The organism is Pseudomonas sp. Con_6 (assembly GCF_059379395.1).
In genome coordinates this window covers 2,607,315-2,622,788 of record NZ_CM182011.1, presented here as the reverse complement: position 1 = coordinate 2,622,788, position 15,474 = coordinate 2,607,315, and the positions used below count along the sequence as shown (strand labels likewise).

Annotated in this window: 14 protein-coding genes; 10 read left to right on the top strand and 4 right to left on the bottom strand. The window is 63.6% G+C overall.

Translation table 11 applies throughout. The features are described from left to right. Positions 1–106 precede the first annotated feature (106 nt). The 8 genes from nuoG to nuoN are packed head-to-tail and all read left to right on the top strand — an operon-like array spanning position 107 to position 10,107. The gene (gene nuoG, locus AC5QPF_RS11720; protein WP_494963362.1) at positions 107–2,821 is read left to right on the top strand and encodes an NADH-quinone oxidoreductase subunit NuoG; all 2,715 of its coding nucleotides are present in this window, start codon (positions 107–109) and stop codon (positions 2,819–2,821) included. Continuing rightward, complete coding sequence (gene nuoH, locus AC5QPF_RS11715) at positions 2,818–3,825, top strand: NADH-quinone oxidoreductase subunit NuoH (protein WP_494963361.1); 1,008 nt, start codon at positions 2,818–2,820, stop codon at positions 3,823–3,825. Before nuoG ends, nuoH begins: the two co-directional genes overlap by 4 nt. 11 nt (positions 3,826–3,836) lie before the next feature. Further along, positions 3,837–4,385, top strand: coding sequence for an NADH-quinone oxidoreductase subunit NuoI (nuoI, locus tag AC5QPF_RS11710; protein ID WP_042125483.1), 549 nt, complete (start codon positions 3,837–3,839; stop codon positions 4,383–4,385). Between the two features lie 9 nt (positions 4,386–4,394). Further along, positions 4,395–4,895 (top strand): NADH-quinone oxidoreductase subunit J, encoded by a 501-nt coding sequence (gene nuoJ, locus AC5QPF_RS11705; RefSeq protein ID WP_458976236.1) that lies wholly within the window; start codon positions 4,395–4,397, stop codon positions 4,893–4,895. Positions 4,896–4,899: 4 nt separating this feature from the next. Continuing rightward, on the top strand, positions 4,900–5,208 hold the full coding sequence (nuoK, locus tag AC5QPF_RS11700; RefSeq protein ID WP_042125487.1) for an NADH-quinone oxidoreductase subunit NuoK: 309 nt from the start codon (positions 4,900–4,902) through the stop codon (positions 5,206–5,208). After that, on the top strand, positions 5,205–7,058 hold the full coding sequence (gene nuoL / locus AC5QPF_RS11695; protein ID WP_494963360.1) for an NADH-quinone oxidoreductase subunit L: 1,854 nt from the start codon (positions 5,205–5,207) through the stop codon (positions 7,056–7,058). Before nuoK ends, nuoL begins: the two co-directional genes overlap by 4 nt. Before the next feature lie 39 nt (positions 7,059–7,097). After that, entirely contained in the window at positions 7,098–8,630 is a 1,533-nt protein-coding gene (gene nuoM, locus AC5QPF_RS11690; protein ID WP_330077026.1) for an NADH-quinone oxidoreductase subunit M, read from the top strand. A 7-nt stretch (positions 8,631–8,637) separates the two neighbouring features. Further along, positions 8,638–10,107 carry an NADH-quinone oxidoreductase subunit NuoN gene (gene nuoN, locus AC5QPF_RS11685; RefSeq protein WP_494963359.1) on the top strand — a complete coding sequence of 490 codons (1,470 nt, stop codon included), beginning with the start codon at positions 8,638–8,640 and terminating at the stop codon, positions 10,105–10,107. Positions 10,108–10,328: 221 nt separating this feature from the next. Here the strand turns inward: nuoN and AC5QPF_RS11680 are convergent, their stop codons facing one another. Then, positions 10,329–10,607, bottom strand: a complete 279-nt coding sequence (locus AC5QPF_RS11680) for an ogr/Delta-like zinc finger family protein (RefSeq protein ID WP_494963358.1) — start codon at positions 10,605–10,607, stop codon at positions 10,329–10,331. Between the two features lie 248 nt (positions 10,608–10,855). Here AC5QPF_RS11680 and AC5QPF_RS11675 point away from each other — a divergent pair, with 248 nt between their 5' ends. Further along, positions 10,856–11,275 (top strand): helix-turn-helix domain-containing protein, encoded by a 420-nt coding sequence (locus tag AC5QPF_RS11675; protein ID WP_494963357.1) that lies wholly within the window; start codon positions 10,856–10,858, stop codon positions 11,273–11,275. Here the strand turns inward: AC5QPF_RS11675 and AC5QPF_RS11670 are convergent. Beyond that, positions 11,270–11,620 (bottom strand): putative holin, encoded by a 351-nt coding sequence (locus tag AC5QPF_RS11670; protein ID WP_494963356.1) that lies wholly within the window; start codon positions 11,618–11,620, stop codon positions 11,270–11,272. The genes AC5QPF_RS11675 and AC5QPF_RS11670 overlap by 6 nt on opposite strands. Positions 11,621–11,640: 20 nt before the next feature. Next, positions 11,641–11,901 carry a LuxR C-terminal-related transcriptional regulator gene (locus AC5QPF_RS11665; protein WP_494963355.1) on the bottom strand — a complete coding sequence of 87 codons (261 nt, stop codon included), beginning with the start codon at positions 11,899–11,901 and terminating at the stop codon, positions 11,641–11,643. 228 nt (positions 11,902–12,129) lie between these two features. Here AC5QPF_RS11665 and AC5QPF_RS11660 point away from each other — a divergent pair, with 228 nt between their 5' ends. Continuing rightward, on the top strand, positions 12,130–14,217 hold the full coding sequence (locus AC5QPF_RS11660) for a TonB-dependent receptor domain-containing protein (protein ID WP_494963354.1): 2,088 nt from the start codon (positions 12,130–12,132) through the stop codon (positions 14,215–14,217). 105 nt (positions 14,218–14,322) lie between these two features. Here the strand turns inward: AC5QPF_RS11660 and AC5QPF_RS11655 are convergent, their stop codons facing one another. After that, positions 14,323–15,387: an AI-2E family transporter gene (locus tag AC5QPF_RS11655; RefSeq protein ID WP_494963353.1), complete on the bottom strand. Its 1,065-nt coding sequence runs from the start codon at positions 15,385–15,387 to the stop codon at positions 14,323–14,325. Positions 15,388–15,474: the final 87 nt, after the last annotated feature.

Here is a 15,474-nt window from a genome sequence, read left to right as displayed (position 1 = left end):
TCTCCGCCAGCCACGCAGGCTCGCCCGATTGATTCGCGCGAGCCGCGGGCACACCGATTTCCATTAGCCACACCCGCTCACGCGGGCCAACGAAGAACTTTGAACCATGGCCACTATCCACGTAGACGGCAAAGCGCTCGAAGTCAACGGTGCAGACAACCTGTTACAGGCGTGTCTGTCGCTCGGCCTCGACATCCCCTATTTCTGCTGGCACCCGGCGCTCGGTAGCGTTGGCGCGTGCCGGCAGTGCGCAGTCAAGCAGTACACCGACGAGAACGACACCCGTGGTCGCATCGTCATGTCCTGCATGACCCCAGCCTCCGACGGCACCTGGATTTCCATCGACGACGACGAGTCCAAGGCGTTCCGCGCCAGTGTCGTCGAATGGCTGATGACCAACCACCCGCACGACTGCCCGGTGTGCGAGGAAGGCGGTCACTGCCACCTGCAGGACATGACGGTAATGACCGGCCACAACGAGCGCCGCTACCGTTTCACCAAGCGTACCCACCAGAACCAGGAGCTCGGCCCGTTCATCGCCCACGAGATGAACCGCTGCATCGCCTGCTATCGCTGCGTGCGCTACTACAAGGACTACGCCGGTGGTACCGACCTGGGCGTCTACGGTGCCCACGACAACGTCTACTTTGGCCGCGTCGAGGACGGTGCTCTGGAGAGCGAGTTCTCCGGCAACCTGACCGAGGTCTGCCCGACCGGCGTGTTCACCGACAAGACCCACTCCGAGCGCTACAACCGCAAGTGGGACATGCAGTTCGCCCCGAGCATCTGCCACGGCTGCTCCAGCGGTTGCAACATCAGTCCGGGCGAGCGCTACGGTGAACTGCGCCGGATCGAGAACCGCTTCAACGGCTCGGTCAACCAGTACTTCCTGTGCGACCGCGGCCGTTTCGGCTACGGCTACGTCAACCGTGCCGACCGCCCACGCCAGCCACATCTGGCCGACGGCAGCAAGCTGGGCCTGGACGCTGCCCTGGACAAGGCCGCCGAGCTGCTGCGCGGCCGCACCATCGTCGGCATCGGTTCGCCACGCGCCAGCCTGGAAAGCAACTACGGCCTGCGCGAGCTGGTCGGTGCCGAGTACTTCTACTCGGGTATGGAAGCTGCTGAGCTGGAGCGCGTACGCCTGGTCCTGCAGGTGCTGAACGACAGCCCGTTGCCGGTCCCTACCCTGCGCGACATCGAGGACCACGACGCCGTGTTCGTCCTCGGCGAAGACCTGACCCAGACCGCCGCCCGCGTCGCCCTGGCCGTGCGCCAGGCCACCAAGGGCAAGGCCGAGGCCATGGCTGAAGCGATGAAAGTGCAGCCATGGCTCGACGCTGCGGTGAAGAACATCGGCCAGCACGCGCTGTACCCGCTGTTCATCGCCAGCCTGGCCGAGACCAAGCTGGATGACGTCGCCGAAGAGTGCGTGCACGCAGCCCCGGCCGACCTGGCCCGCATCGGTTTCGCCGTGGCCCACGCCATCGACCCGAGCGCCCCGGCCGTCGAAGGCCTGGACGCCGAGGCCCTGGAACTGGCCAAGCGCATCGCTGATGCCCTGGTCGCCGCCAAGCGTCCGCTGATCGTGTCCGGTGGCTCGCTGGGCGAGAAAGCCCTGATCGAAGCCGCAGCCAACATCGCCAAGGCCCTGAAGCTGCGTGAGAAAGCCGGCTCCCTGAGCCTGGTGGTGCCGGAAGCCAACAGCATCGGCATGGCCATGCTCGGTGGCGACTCCGTCGACGCCGCCCTCGACGCCGTGATCGCCGGCAAGGCCGACGCCATCGTCGTCCTGGAAAACGACCTGTACAGCCGCGTGCCGGCCGCCAAGGTCGACGCTGCCTTCGCAGCGGCAAAAGTCATCATCGTTGCCGACCACTCGAAGACCGCCACCACCGACCGCGCCCACCTGGTGCTGCCGGCGGCGTCCTTTGCCGAAGGCGACGGTACCCTGGTCAGCCAGGAAGGCCGTGCCCAGCGCTTCTTCCAGGTGTTCGATCCGACCTACCTGGACAGCAGCATCCTAGTCCACGAAGGCTGGCGCTGGATGCACGCCCTGCGTGCGACCCTGCTGAACAAACCGGTGGACTGGACCCAACTGGACCACGTGACCAGCGCCACCGCCGCTGCCGCGCCGCAACTGGCCGGCATCGTCAACGCCGCGCCATCCGCAGCGTTCCGCATCAAGGGCATGAAGCTGGCACGCGAGCCGCTGCGCTACTCCGGTCGTACCGCCATGCGCGCCAACATCAGCGTGCACGAGCCGCGCACCCCGCAGGACAAGGACACCGCCTTCGCCTTCTCCATGGAAGGCTACTCGGGCTCCGCCGAACCGCGTTCCCAGGTGCCGTTCGCCTGGTCGCCAGGCTGGAACTCGCCGCAAGCCTGGAACAAGTTCCAGGACGAGGTCGGTGGTCACCTGCGTGCTGGCGATCCGGGCACCCGACTGATCGAGAGCAAGGGCGACAACCTGACCTGGTTCGCCAGCGTTCCGGGCGCCTTCGCTCCGGCCCGTGGCACCTGGCAGGCGGTTCCGTTCTACCACCTGTTCGGCAGCGAGGAGAACTCCTCCCGCGCCGCCCCGGTGCAGGAGCGCATCCCGCAGCCTTACGTCGCGCTGGCCAAGTCGGAAGCCGACCGCCTGGGCGTCAACGAAGGTGCCCTGCTCAGCCTCAACGTCGCAGGCACTACCCTGCGCCTGCCGCTGCGCATCAATGAAGAACTGGGCGCTGGCCTGGTTGCCCTGCCGAAAGGCCTGGCCGGCATCCCGCCTGCCATCTTCGGTGCATCCGTCGAAGGCCTGCAGGAGGCAGCACAATGACCTGGTTCACCCCCGAAGTGATCGATGTGATCCTCACCGTCGTCAAGGCCGTGGTGATCCTGCTGGCGGTCGTGGTCTGCGGTGCCCTGCTCAGCTTCGTCGAGCGGCGCCTGCTGGGCTGGTGGCAGGACCGCTACGGTCCGAACCGCGTCGGCCCGTTCGGCATGTTCCAGATCGCTGCCGACATGCTGAAGATGTTCTTCAAGGAAGACTGGAACCCGCCCTTCGTCGACCGGATGATCTTCACCCTGGCTCCAGTGGTCGCCATGAGCGCACTGCTGATTGCCTTCGCGATCATCCCGATCACCCCGACCTGGGGTGTCGCGGACCTGAACATCGGCTTGCTGTTCTTCTTCGCCATGGCTGGCCTGTCGGTATACGCCGTACTGTTCGCGGGCTGGTCGTCGAACAACAAGTACGCCCTGCTCGGCAGCCTGCGGGCCTCGGCCCAGACCGTGTCCTATGAAGTGTTCATGGGCCTGGCGCTGATGGGTGTGGTGGTCCAGGCCGGCTCCTTCAACATGCGCGACATCGTCGAGTACCAGGCGCAGAACCTGTGGTTCATCATTCCGCAGTTCTTCGGCTTCTGTACCTTCTTCATCGCCGGCGTCGCCGTGACCCACCGTCACCCGTTCGACCAGCCGGAAGCGGAGCAGGAACTGGCCGACGGCTACCACATCGAGTATGCCGGCATGAAATGGGGCATGTTCTTCGTCGGCGAGTACATCGGCATCATCCTGATCTCGGCGCTGCTGGTAACCCTGTTCTTCGGTGGCTGGCACGGTCCGTTCGACATCCTGCCGCAGATCCCGTTCGTCTGGTTCGCCCTGAAGACCGGCTTCTTCATCATGCTGTTCATCCTGCTGCGCGCCTCGATCCCGCGCCCGCGCTATGACCAGGTGATGGACTTCAGCTGGAAGTTCTGCCTGCCGCTGACCCTGATCAATTTGCTGGTGACCGCTGCGATCGTGTTGCTCAACACGCCAGCTGTTGCGGCCCAGTGAGGATTTGACCCATGTTCAAGTATATTGGCGACATCGTTAAAGGCACCGGCACCCAGCTGCGCAGCCTGGTGATGGTGTTCTCCCACGGGTTCCGCAAGCGCGACACCCTGCAATACCCGGAAGAGCCGGTCTACCTGCCGCCACGCTACCGTGGCCGCATCGTCCTGACCCGCGACCCCGATGGCGAAGAGCGCTGCGTAGCGTGCAACCTGTGTGCCGTGGCCTGCCCGGTAGGTTGCATCTCGCTGCAGAAAGCCGAGACCGATGACGGACGCTGGTACCCCGAGTTCTTCCGCATCAACTTCTCGCGCTGCATCTTCTGCGGCCTCTGCGAGGAAGCCTGCCCGACCACCGCGATCCAGCTCACCCCGGATTTCGAAATGGCCGAGTTCAAACGTCAGGACCTGGTGTACGAGAAAGAAGATCTGCTGATCTCCGGCCCCGGCAAGAATCCCGACTACAACTTCTACCGTGTTGCAGGTATGGCGGTTGCCGGCAAGCCGAAAGGCGCCGCGCAGAACGAAGCCGAGCCGATCAACGTGAAGAGCTTGCTCCCTTAAGGAAGAAAGATGGAATTCGCTTTCTATTTCGCATCCGGCGTTGCCGTGGTGTCCACCCTGCGGGTAGTCACCAACACCAACCCCGTGCACGCCCTGCTCTACCTGATCATCTCCCTGATCTCCGTGGCGATGACGTTCTTCGCCCTCGGCGCTCCGTTCGCAGGGGCCCTGGAAGTGATCGCCTACGCCGGTGCCATCATGGTGCTGTTCGTCTTCGTGGTGATGATGCTCAACCTGGGTCCGGCCTCGGTCGCTCAGGAACGTGGCTGGCTGACCCCGGGCATCTGGGCCGGGCCGGTGTTCCTCGCCGCCCTGCTGCTGCTCGAACTGATGTACGTGCTGTTCGTCACCCCGAGCGGTGCGGCCATCGGCCACACCACCGTTGACGCCAAGGCCGTCGGCATCAGCCTGTTCGGTCCGTACCTGCTGGTAGTTGAACTGGCCTCCATGCTGCTGCTCGCCGCAGTGGTGACGGCCTTCCACGTCGGCCGCAACGAGGCGAAGGAGTAATCACATGCCTGCAATTCCTCTCGAACACGGTCTGGCCGTCGCCGGCATCCTGTTCTGCCTCGGTCTGGTCGGCCTGATGGTCCGCCGCAACATTCTCTTCGTGCTGATGAGTCTGGAAATCATGATGAACGCCTCGGCACTGGCGTTCATCGTTGCTGGCGCCCGCTGGGCGCAGCCGGATGGGCAGATCATGTTCATCCTGGTGATCAGCCTGGCAGCCGCCGAGGCCAGTATCGGCCTGGCGATCCTGCTGCAGCTGTATCGCCGCTTCCACACTCTCGATATCGATGCAGCCAGTGAGATGCGCGGATGAACCTTCTCTTCCTGACTTTCGTATTCCCCCTGATCGGCTTTTTGCTGCTGTCGTTCTCCCGTGGTCGTTTCTCGGAGAACCTCTCGGCGCTGATCGGTGTCGGCTCGATCGGCCTGTCGGCGATCGTCGCCGCCTGGGTGATCTTCCAGTTCAATGTCGCGCCACCGGAAAACGGCGTGTACTCGCAACTGCTGTGGACGTGGATGTCGGTCGACGGCTTCGCCCCGACCTTCACCCTGCACCTGGACGGCCTGTCGGTCACCATGCTGGGCGTGGTGGTCGGCGTCGGCTTCCTGATCCACCTGTTCGCCTCCTGGTACATGCGCGGTGAAGCGGGCTACTCGCGCTTCTTCTCCTACACCAACCTGTTCATTGCCAGCATGCTGTTCCTGATCCTGGGCGACAACCTGCTGTTCATCTACTTCGGTTGGGAAGGCGTGGGCCTGTGCTCGTACCTGTTGATCGGTTTCTACTACAGCAACCGCAACAACGGTAACGCGGCACTCAAAGCCTTCATCGTCACCCGTATCGGCGACGTGTTCATGGCCATCGGCCTGTTCATCCTGTTCCAGCAGCTCGGCACCCTGAACATCCAGGAACTGCTGGTGCTGGCCCCGCAGAAGTTCCAGGCGGGCGACACCTGGATGGTCCTGGCGACCCTGATGCTGCTCGGTGGTGCGGTCGGTAAATCCGCCCAGCTGCCGCTGCAGACCTGGCTGGCGGACGCGATGGCCGGTCCTACTCCGGTTTCGGCACTGATCCACGCCGCGACCATGGTGACCGCGGGCGTCTACCTGATCGCCCGTACCCACGGCCTGTTCCTGCTGGCGCCGGACGTGCTGCACCTGGTCGGCGTGGTCGGCGGTGTCACCCTGGTCCTGGCCGGCTTCGCCGCCCTGGTGCAGACCGACATCAAGCGTATCCTCGCCTACTCGACCATGAGCCAGATCGGCTACATGTTCCTGGCCCTGGGCGTCGGTGCCTGGGACGCAGCGATCTTCCACCTGATGACCCACGCCTTCTTCAAGGCCCTGCTGTTCCTTGCCTCCGGTGCGGTGATCGTCGCCTGCCACCACGAGCAGAACATCTTCAAGATGGGCGGCCTGTGGAAGAAGCTGCCGCTGGCCTACGCCAGCTTCGTCGTCGGCGGCGCGGCCCTGGCGGCCCTGCCACTGGTTACCGTGGGCTTCTACTCCAAGGACGAGATCCTCTGGGAAGCCTTCGCCAGCGGCCATACCGGCCTGCTGTACGCCGGCCTGGTCGGTGCCTTCATGACCTCGCTGTACACCTTCCGCCTGATCTTCATCGCCTTCCACGGCGAAGCCAAGACCGAAGCCCATGCCGGCCACGGCATTTCGCACTGGCTGCCGCTGGGCGTGCTGATCGTCCTGTCGACCTTCGTCGGCGCCTGGATCCACCCACCGCTGGCCGGCGTGCTGCCGGAAAGCGCGGGCCATGCCGGCGGCGAAGCCAAGCACAGCCTGGAAATCGCCTCGGGCGCCATCGCCATCGCCGGTATCCTGCTGTCGGCCCTGCTGTTCCTCGGCAAGCGTCGCTTCGTCACGGCGGTAGCCAACAGCAGCCTCGGCCGTGTCCTGTCCGCCTGGTGGTTCGCCGCCTGGGGCTTCGACTGGATCTACGACAAGCTGTTCGTCAAGCCTTACCTGTTGATCAGCCACATCCTGCGTCGCGACCCGGTCGACCGCACCATTGGCCTGATCCCGCGCCTGGCCCGTGGCGGACATGCCGCCATGAGCAAGACCGAAACCGGTCAGCTGCGCTGGTACACCGCTTCGATCGCCGTGGGTGCCGTGCTTGTACTCGGCGCCGTCCTGATGGCTGCGGCCTGATATGAACCTTGCGACTTTGCGAAAGGAATTGAGCCCGTCATGATTTTGCCTTGGCTGATCCTGATCCCCTTCATCGGCGGCCTGCTGTGCTGGCTGGGTGAGCGCTTCGGCGCCACCCTGCCGCGCTACATCGCGCTGCTGACCATGTCCCTGCTGCTCGGTATCGGCCTCTGGCTGTGGGCACACGGTGACTACACCCTCGCCCCCGCTCCTGGCGCTGCGCCACAGTGGGCGGTCGAGTTCAAGGTCCTCTGGATCGAGCGCTTCGGCATCAGCCTGCACCTGGCCCTCGACGGCCTGTCGCTGCTGATGATCCTGCTCACCGGCCTGCTCGGTGTGCTGTCCGTGCTCTGCTCGTGGAAAGAGATCCAGCGCCACGTCGGCTTCTTCCACCTCAACCTGATGTGGATCCTCGGCGGCGTGGTCGGCGTGTTCCTCGCCCTCGACCTGTTCCTGTTCTTCTTCTTCTGGGAAATGATGCTGGTGCCGATGTACTTCCTCATCGCGCTCTGGGGTCACAGCTCCTCCGACGGCAAGAAGACCCGGATCTACGCGGCGACCAAGTTCTTCATCTTCACCCAGGCCAGCGGCCTGATCATGCTGGTGGCGATCCTGGGCCTGGTGCTGGTCAACTTCAACAACACCGGTGTGATCACCTTCGACTACACCCAGTTGCTGAAGGCCGACCTGCCGGCCGGTACCGAATACCTGCTGATGCTCGGCTTCTTCATCGCCTTCGCGGTCAAGCTGCCGGTAGTACCGTTCCACTCCTGGCTGCCTGACGCTCACGCCCAGGCCCCGACCGCCGGTTCCGTCGACCTCGCCGGTATCCTGCTGAAGACCGCGGCCTACGGCCTGCTGCGCTTCGCCCTGCCGCTGTTCCCCAACGCTTCGGCAGAGTTCGCGCCGATCGCCATGACCCTGGGCCTGATCGGCATCTTCTACGGTGCCTTCCTGGCCTTCGCCCAGACCGACATCAAGCGCCTGATCGCCTTCTCCAGCGTCTCGCACATGGGCTTCGTGCTGATCGGCATCTACTCCGGCAGCCAGCAGGCCCTGCAAGGCGCGGTGATCCAGATGCTGGCTCACGGTCTGTCGGCAGCGGCACTGTTCATCCTCAGCGGCCAGCTGTACGAGCGCCTGCACACCCGTGACATGCGCCAGATGGGCGGCCTGTGGCACCGCATCGCCTACCTGCCGGCCATCAGCCTGTTCTTCGCCGCCGCGTCCCTCGGCCTGCCGGGTACCGGCAACTTCGTCGGCGAGTTCCTGATCCTGATCGGCAGCTTCGTCAGCGCACCATGGGTCACCGTCATCGCCACCTCCGGCCTGGTGTTCGGTTCGGTCTACTCGCTGATCATGATCCACCGCGCCTACTTCGGCCCGGCCAAGTCGGAAGAAGTCCTGGCCGGCATGGATACCCGCGAAATGATCATGGTGCTGGGCCTGGCGGTCCTGCTGATCGTGCTGGGCGTCTATCCGCAGCCATTCCTCGACACCTCCGCCGCCACCATGAGCGGTGTGCAGCAGTGGCTCGGCTCCGCCTTCACTCAACTCGCTTCGGCCCGGTAAGAGCGCTATGGACCTGACGATTCAACACTTTATCGCGCTTGCGCCCATGCTGATCACCACCATCACCGTCGTGGTGGTGATGCTGGCGATCGCCTGGCGCCGCAACCACTCGCAAACCTTCCTGCTGTCGACCGTGGGCCTGAACCTGGCCCTGCTGTCGATCCTGCCGGTCCTGAAAGTCGTGCCCCTGGCGGTCACCCCGCTGTTGACCATCGACAAGTTCGCCTGCCTGTACATGGCGCTGATCCTGGTCGCCACCCTGGCCTGCGTCACCCTCGCCCATGCCTATCTGGGTGATGGCGGCTCGGGCTACCCGGGCAACCGCGAGGAGCTGTACCTGCTGATCCTGATGGCTGCCCTGGGTGGCCTGGTACTGGTCAGTGCGCAGCACCTGGCGGGCCTGTTCATCGGCCTGGAGCTGCTGTCGGTACCGGTCTACGGCCTGGTGGCTTACGCCTTCTTCAACAAGCGTTCGCTGGAAGCCGGTATCAAGTACATGGTGCTGTCGGCCGCTGGCTCGGCCTTCCTGCTGTTCGGCATGGCGCTGCTCTACGCCGACGCCGGCAGCCTGGCCTTCGACGCCATCGGCAAAGCCCTGGCCAGCACCAGCATGCCCAGCCTGATGGCCCAGCTGGGCCTGGGCATGATGCTGGTCGGCCTGGCGTTCAAGCTGTCGCTGGTACCTTTCCACCTGTGGACTCCGGACGTCTACGAAGGTGCGCCGGCACCGGTCGCGGCCTTCCTCGCCACCGCGAGCAAGGTGGCGGTGTTCGCCGTCGTCGTGCGCCTGTTCATGCTCTCCCCTGCCGCCAGCAGCGGCGTGCTGACCACCGTGCTGTCGGTGATCGCCGTGGCGTCGATCCTGGTGGGTAACCTGCTGGCCCTGACCCAGAGCAACCTCAAGCGCCTGCTGGGTTACTCGTCGATCGCCCACTTCGGCTACCTGCTGATCGCCCTGGTGGCGAGCAAGGGCCTGGCCCTGGAAGCCATCGGCGTATACCTGGTCACCTACGTGATCACCAGCCTCGGCGCCTTCGGCGTGATCACCCTGATGTCCTCGCCGTACAACGGCCGTGACGCCGACGCCCTGTACGAGTACCGCGGCCTGTTCTGGCGCCGTCCGTACCTGACCGCCGTGCTGACCGTGATGATGCTGTCCCTGGCCGGCATCCCGCTGACCGCCGGCTTCATCGGCAAGTTCTACATCATCGCCACTGGCGTCGAGTCGCAACTGTGGTGGCTGACCGGTGCCCTGGTCGTGGGTAGCGCCATCGGCGTGTTCTACTACCTGCGCGTCATGGTCACCCTATACCTGATCGAGCCGAACCTGCGTCGTCACGATGCACCATTGAACTGGGAACAGCGCACCGGCGGCGTCATGCTGCTGGCCATCGCGATCCTGGCCTTCGTCCTCGGCGTCTACCCGCAGCCGCTGCTGGACCTGGTGCAGCACGCTGGCCTGCAACTGATCGGCTGAGCAAACTGCTGAAAAACAGACACCCCGCTTCGGCGGGGTGTTTTTTTTGGGGGGCACGACAGACTCATCTTCGAAAACAACATCGGCATCGTTACCTGTTGCTCTGCCATTGCTCTTGCTCTGCGTGCGCGTACGTTCAGACGCCGCGAATTGCGACCTCAGCCGGCTGAGTGGAGGGGTCTTGCGGGGGCAGGTGCGCAGCACCCTTCCCCATTCCACCCTCAGATAACCGTCCCTTCTGCTGCCAGCGAGGCATCCCGGGGCGGCGGCAAGGCTGCCCGGCGCAACTCACTGTCGGCCCGCGGCAGGTGCACCTCCGGATTGGGCATGCCGCTGGGGGATAGTTCGTGGGTCATCTCGAACTCGGCCCGCACCGACCAGCCGCAGGCTTCGGTGGTGCACTGCAGGTACGCGACCCTCAGGAAGATGTGCCGCCCCTCGCTGGTGCGGATGCGCATGCGGCTTTTGCAATGCGGGCACACGAGCTTGTAAGTACTCACGGCTGGCTCCTTGCCAAAGACCCGGGGATGCGGAAACAGCGCACAGTGCGGCTATAACGGTAATTCATTCCTATTCCAATCTCCTGTAAGCTCAAAATTCAAGCAGAGGAAATTTCCTATGCTTTGAACGGATCTTTCTGACATTTAGTTTCCCCAAACGAGTAGTGCTCAATGTTGCAAAGAGAGAGAATGCAGTTTGCATATTTTTTTGCCGAACATTATATCAGCACCCCAGAGGATTACTCGTTATGAGTATTAATGGATTTGCTGCGGTACTTGCCCGGATGAAGCTCGTCACCCAGTCAACCACCGACTCTGGGCTATCTTCAGCGCTGGGTGTAAGCCCGCAGACCGTTAGTAGTTGGAAAGGCCGCGACAGTATTCCTTACGCAATATGCGTAGACCTTGCTCACAAGCACGGTATCTCACTCGATTGGCTTCTGGTGGGCGAAGGGCCGCGCTTTCGCGCCCACAGCCACCAGGCCATGAACCCGCTGGCCGACCCGGACTGGGAAACCCAGCTGATTGCCGAACTGCGTCTGCTCAGCCCGCAGGACCAGCGTGCTATCGCCCTCGCCATCCAGGAAAAACAGCGCTTGCGCGAACTGGAACAGCAGGTCGAGAAAATCAGCCAACGGTTGCCGCAGCTCAACCAGCACGACTCATGAGCCCCGCAAACGCTGGATGATGTCGCGAAGGTCGGCACCATCCAGCCAGATCATCACCTTGATCACGATGGGGATCACCACCACCGCGCCAATGAAGGCAGCCTCCCCGCCCGAGAGAAACGGGCCGATCGAGCGCATCAACGGCGTGAACAGATAGCCGACACCCGCCGACAACAACAACGAAGCGATACGCTGCCAGGCTTTCAGGAAGCCCCGGGTACTCGCCACCAGCCAGGCTCCGAGCACCGAGCCGAACAGCACATCGCCCTCGACTTCCGGTACCGCCGCCGCCAGGCCCAGGCCAACGAACAGGCTGGACAGGCTCGAGGTCGTCGGATCGCTCATGATTGCCGCCCTCCCTCGACTCAGGACACACCGGATTGATGGCTGAGAATGCCGTAGCGCAAGGCCTTGATCACGGCAGCAACCCGGGAATGCACCGACAGCTTGCGCAGCACGTTGCCGACATGGAAATTCACCGTCGACTCTTTGCAGTCGAGGATCTGCGAAATCTCCCACGAGGTTTTCCCACAGGAACACCAATACAGCACTTCGCCCTCGCGCCGGGTCAGCGTGGGGGGCTCTTTGGCGATAGCCAGCGAGGTAACAGCAGAATCAGGTGGCATGGTCTTGCTCCGTGCTCGGGGCCCTGGGTCATCCGGGCCGGTTGAAGATGAGCGAACGATACGGAGGGGGTTGCACCCCGGACCAGTCGTACGACTTGTAGCCAACACGGCTACATATCGTTGGAACAAAGTCACTCAACATAAATGGAGGAAAGGGGGTGATTTCACTGCCCTTTCGTTCGTCTGATCTCACATTGCCTGCCAGACCAAATTCGTTGGAGCTGTACGATGTCATCACCGCTGTCCCTGCGTTCCTCGCTGTACCTGCTTGGCCTGACCCTCTCCGGCGGCACCGTCGCTCAGGCCGCCGAGACCGTCGAGCTGGACCAGGTGCTTATCCAGGGGCAGGAACAGGACGAACAGCAGGCCGCGCGGGAACGCCTGCGGGAAGTACCCGGTGGTACCAACCTGGTGGACATGCGCCGGGTCGAACAGGGTCGGGTCGCCAGCAATCAGGATGTGCTGGCCTACCAGCCGGGCGTGTTCGCCCAGTCGGCCGGCAACGACGGCATTCGCCTGTCGATCCGTGGCTCTGGCATCAACCGGGCGCCGGGAGCCCACGGCTCCGGCACCTACGTGATGTTCGATGGCCTGCCACTGACAGGCCCCGGTGGCACCCCGTACGAACTCTTCGAGCCGTTGTGGCTGAACCGCGCCGAAGTGCTGCGCGGCGCCAACGGTTTCGACCGCGGCGCCCTGGCCCTGGGCGGCGCGATCAACTACGTGACCCACACTGGCTACGATGCGGCGCCATTGCAGTTGCGCTACGAGACCGGCAGCCGTGGCTATCAGAAGCGCCACATCAGTTCCGGCCAGGTGCTGGGTGACCTGGACTACTACGTCGCCCTCACCGACAGCGAATACGACGGCTACCAGAAACACAGTAGCGGCGACAGCAAGGGCATCGCGGCGAACGTCGGCTACCGCTTCAACCCGAACCTGGAAACCCGCTTCTACCTGCGCTACCGGGAAACCGACAACGAACTGGCCGGCCGCCTGACAAAGGACCAGATCAAGCACCATCCGCGGGATGCCAACCCCGGCTACCTGAACCGCAACGACAGTCGCCCGCAGCCCGGCAGCACCTGGCTGGCGAACAAGACCACCTTTTTCCTCGATGACGATTCACAACTGGTCGCAGGGCTGGTCTACCACGATTTCCCGATGGACCTGCGCGAAGGACCGATGCGCCTGAAGGTGGCCTACACCGATGTCAGCGGGACCCTGGACTATCAGCGCCGGCATACCCTGTTCGGGCATGAGAGCAAGACCACCATCGGCTGGCGAACGACCAAGCATCTGCCGAACAGTGGTGCGTCGGAGTACTCGCGAACGAACAACATCGTCGGAAACAAAACCCGCGATTTCTCGTATCAGGGCTCGGACACCGTCGTTCATATCGCGAACGAACTGGAACTGGTTCCAGACCTGTGGCTCACCAGCGGACTGGCAGCCATCTACACCCGAAGGGAAAGCGACGTGACCTTCCCGGCCTGGGGCGGCAAGGTCAGCCAGCATGACTGGGACTACGCGCCCCGGCTCGGCTTGCGCTATGACCTCAGCCCGGCGTTGCAGCTGTATGGCAACCTCAGCCGCTCGGTAGAACCACCGCATCCGTGGTCGCTGATCTGGAGCTCGCCGAAGGTCCCGACACCAGCGGGTCTACAGCAGACCCAGCCGATCGAGATGCGCAACCAGACCGCAACCACGCTGGAGCTCGGGGCTCGGGGCGATTCGGATATCGGTCGCTGGGATCTGGCCTGGTACTACGCAGCCGTACGTCACGAATTACTCTCGGTCGAGATCCAGCCCGGCGTACTCGGTGAGTTCAACGCCAGCCCAACCGTCCACCAAGGCATCGAAGCCAGCCTCGACAGCACCCTCTGGCAGCGCGCCGCCGTCGGCCGCCTGTCGTTGCGCCAAGCCTACACCTTGAACGACTTCCACTACCGCGACGACAAGGTCTTCGGCGACAACCGCCTGCCGGGCATTCCGATGCACTACTACCAGGGCGAGCTGCGCTTCGACCTGCCGAGCGGGTTCTATGCCGGGCTCAACACGACCCTGGCGTCGAAGATGCAAGTCGACTACGCCAACAGCTACGACGCCGACGCCTACGCCATCCTCGGCGCCACCTTCGGCTACAACGCACCGAAGCAGGACTGGCAGACCTGGCTGGACCTGCGCAACCTGACCAACAAGCGTTATGCGGCGATCGTGGTGCCGTACTACAACGACAACGGCGCGGACGCAGCACGGTCGGTGCCGGGGGAAGGGTTTGGCGTGTATGCGGGAGTGTCTTACACCTTCCGCTGATTCTTCAGCGTTCGTGAGATCGCATCGCGGGCAACGCCCGCTCCCACAAGGTTCTGCGGCGCTCGCGGTCCCTGTGGGAACGGGCGTTGCCCCCGGACACCAATTTCAAGGCGGCAACTGCACCTGCGGCCGGGTATTGGTGAAGATGCCCCAGCTGGACACGAATAACGCCGCGATCAACGGTCCGATCACAAACCCGTTCAAACCGAACACCGCCAGCCCGCCCAGGGTCGAAACCAGGATCAGGTAATCCGGCAAGCGCGTATCCTTGCCCACCAGCAACGGCCGTAGCAGGTTGTCCACCAACCCGATCACACAGATGCCGAACACCGTCAGCACCACGCCCTGCCACACCGCGCCGCTGAACAGGAAATACACCGCCACCGGTCCCCAGACGATCCCCGCGCCCACCGCCGGCAGCAACGACAGGAACGCCATCAGCACGCCCCACAACAGCGGGCTCGGCACATCCAGCACCCAGAAGATCAGCCCGCCCAGCGCACCTTGGGCGATCGCCACCAGCAGATTGCCCTTCACCGTCGCCCGTACCACGCGGTTGAACTTCAGTTGCAGACGACGCTTCTGCTGCTCGGCCAGCGGCACGGCCTGGCGGATCCGCCGCACCAGTTCGGGACCGTCGCGCAGGAAGAAATACAGCAGGTACAGCATCACGCCAAGACTGACCACCAACTCGAAAGTGCTTTGGCCAAAGCTGTAGGCCTGGCTGGCGAAGAACTGACTACCCTCCACCGCGCCCTTCGTCACCTTGTCACGCAAGCCCTCCAGGTCACCGATGCCCAGACGCTCCAGACCATGCTGGACCACGGGTGGCAGGACATCCTTGAATCGCTCGATATAGCCGGCGATGTCCAGGTCGCCACTTTCGATGCGCTTGTAGATCATCCCGCCTTCCTGCACCAGCAGGCCGCTGACGACGATCACCGGCAGCACCACGATCACCAGGCAGGTCAGCAGGGTCAGGCCGGCCGCCAGGTTGCGCCGTTGCCCCATACGCTGGATCAGGCGCCGCTGCATCGGCGCGAAGAGAATGCCGAGGATCACCGCCCAGAATACCGCGCCGTAGTACGGCAGCAGGATCCAGAGGAAGGCCAGGGTCACCAGGACCAGCAAGCCGATCAAGGTCTTATTTTGCAACGCTGTTTCGCTCATGTCGGCCCTTAACACCCGATTGACTGGACGCTCCCACAGGGTTCGCGTTGATCTTTAGTGCCGTACAAGCCAGAGAAAGTGCCGTTG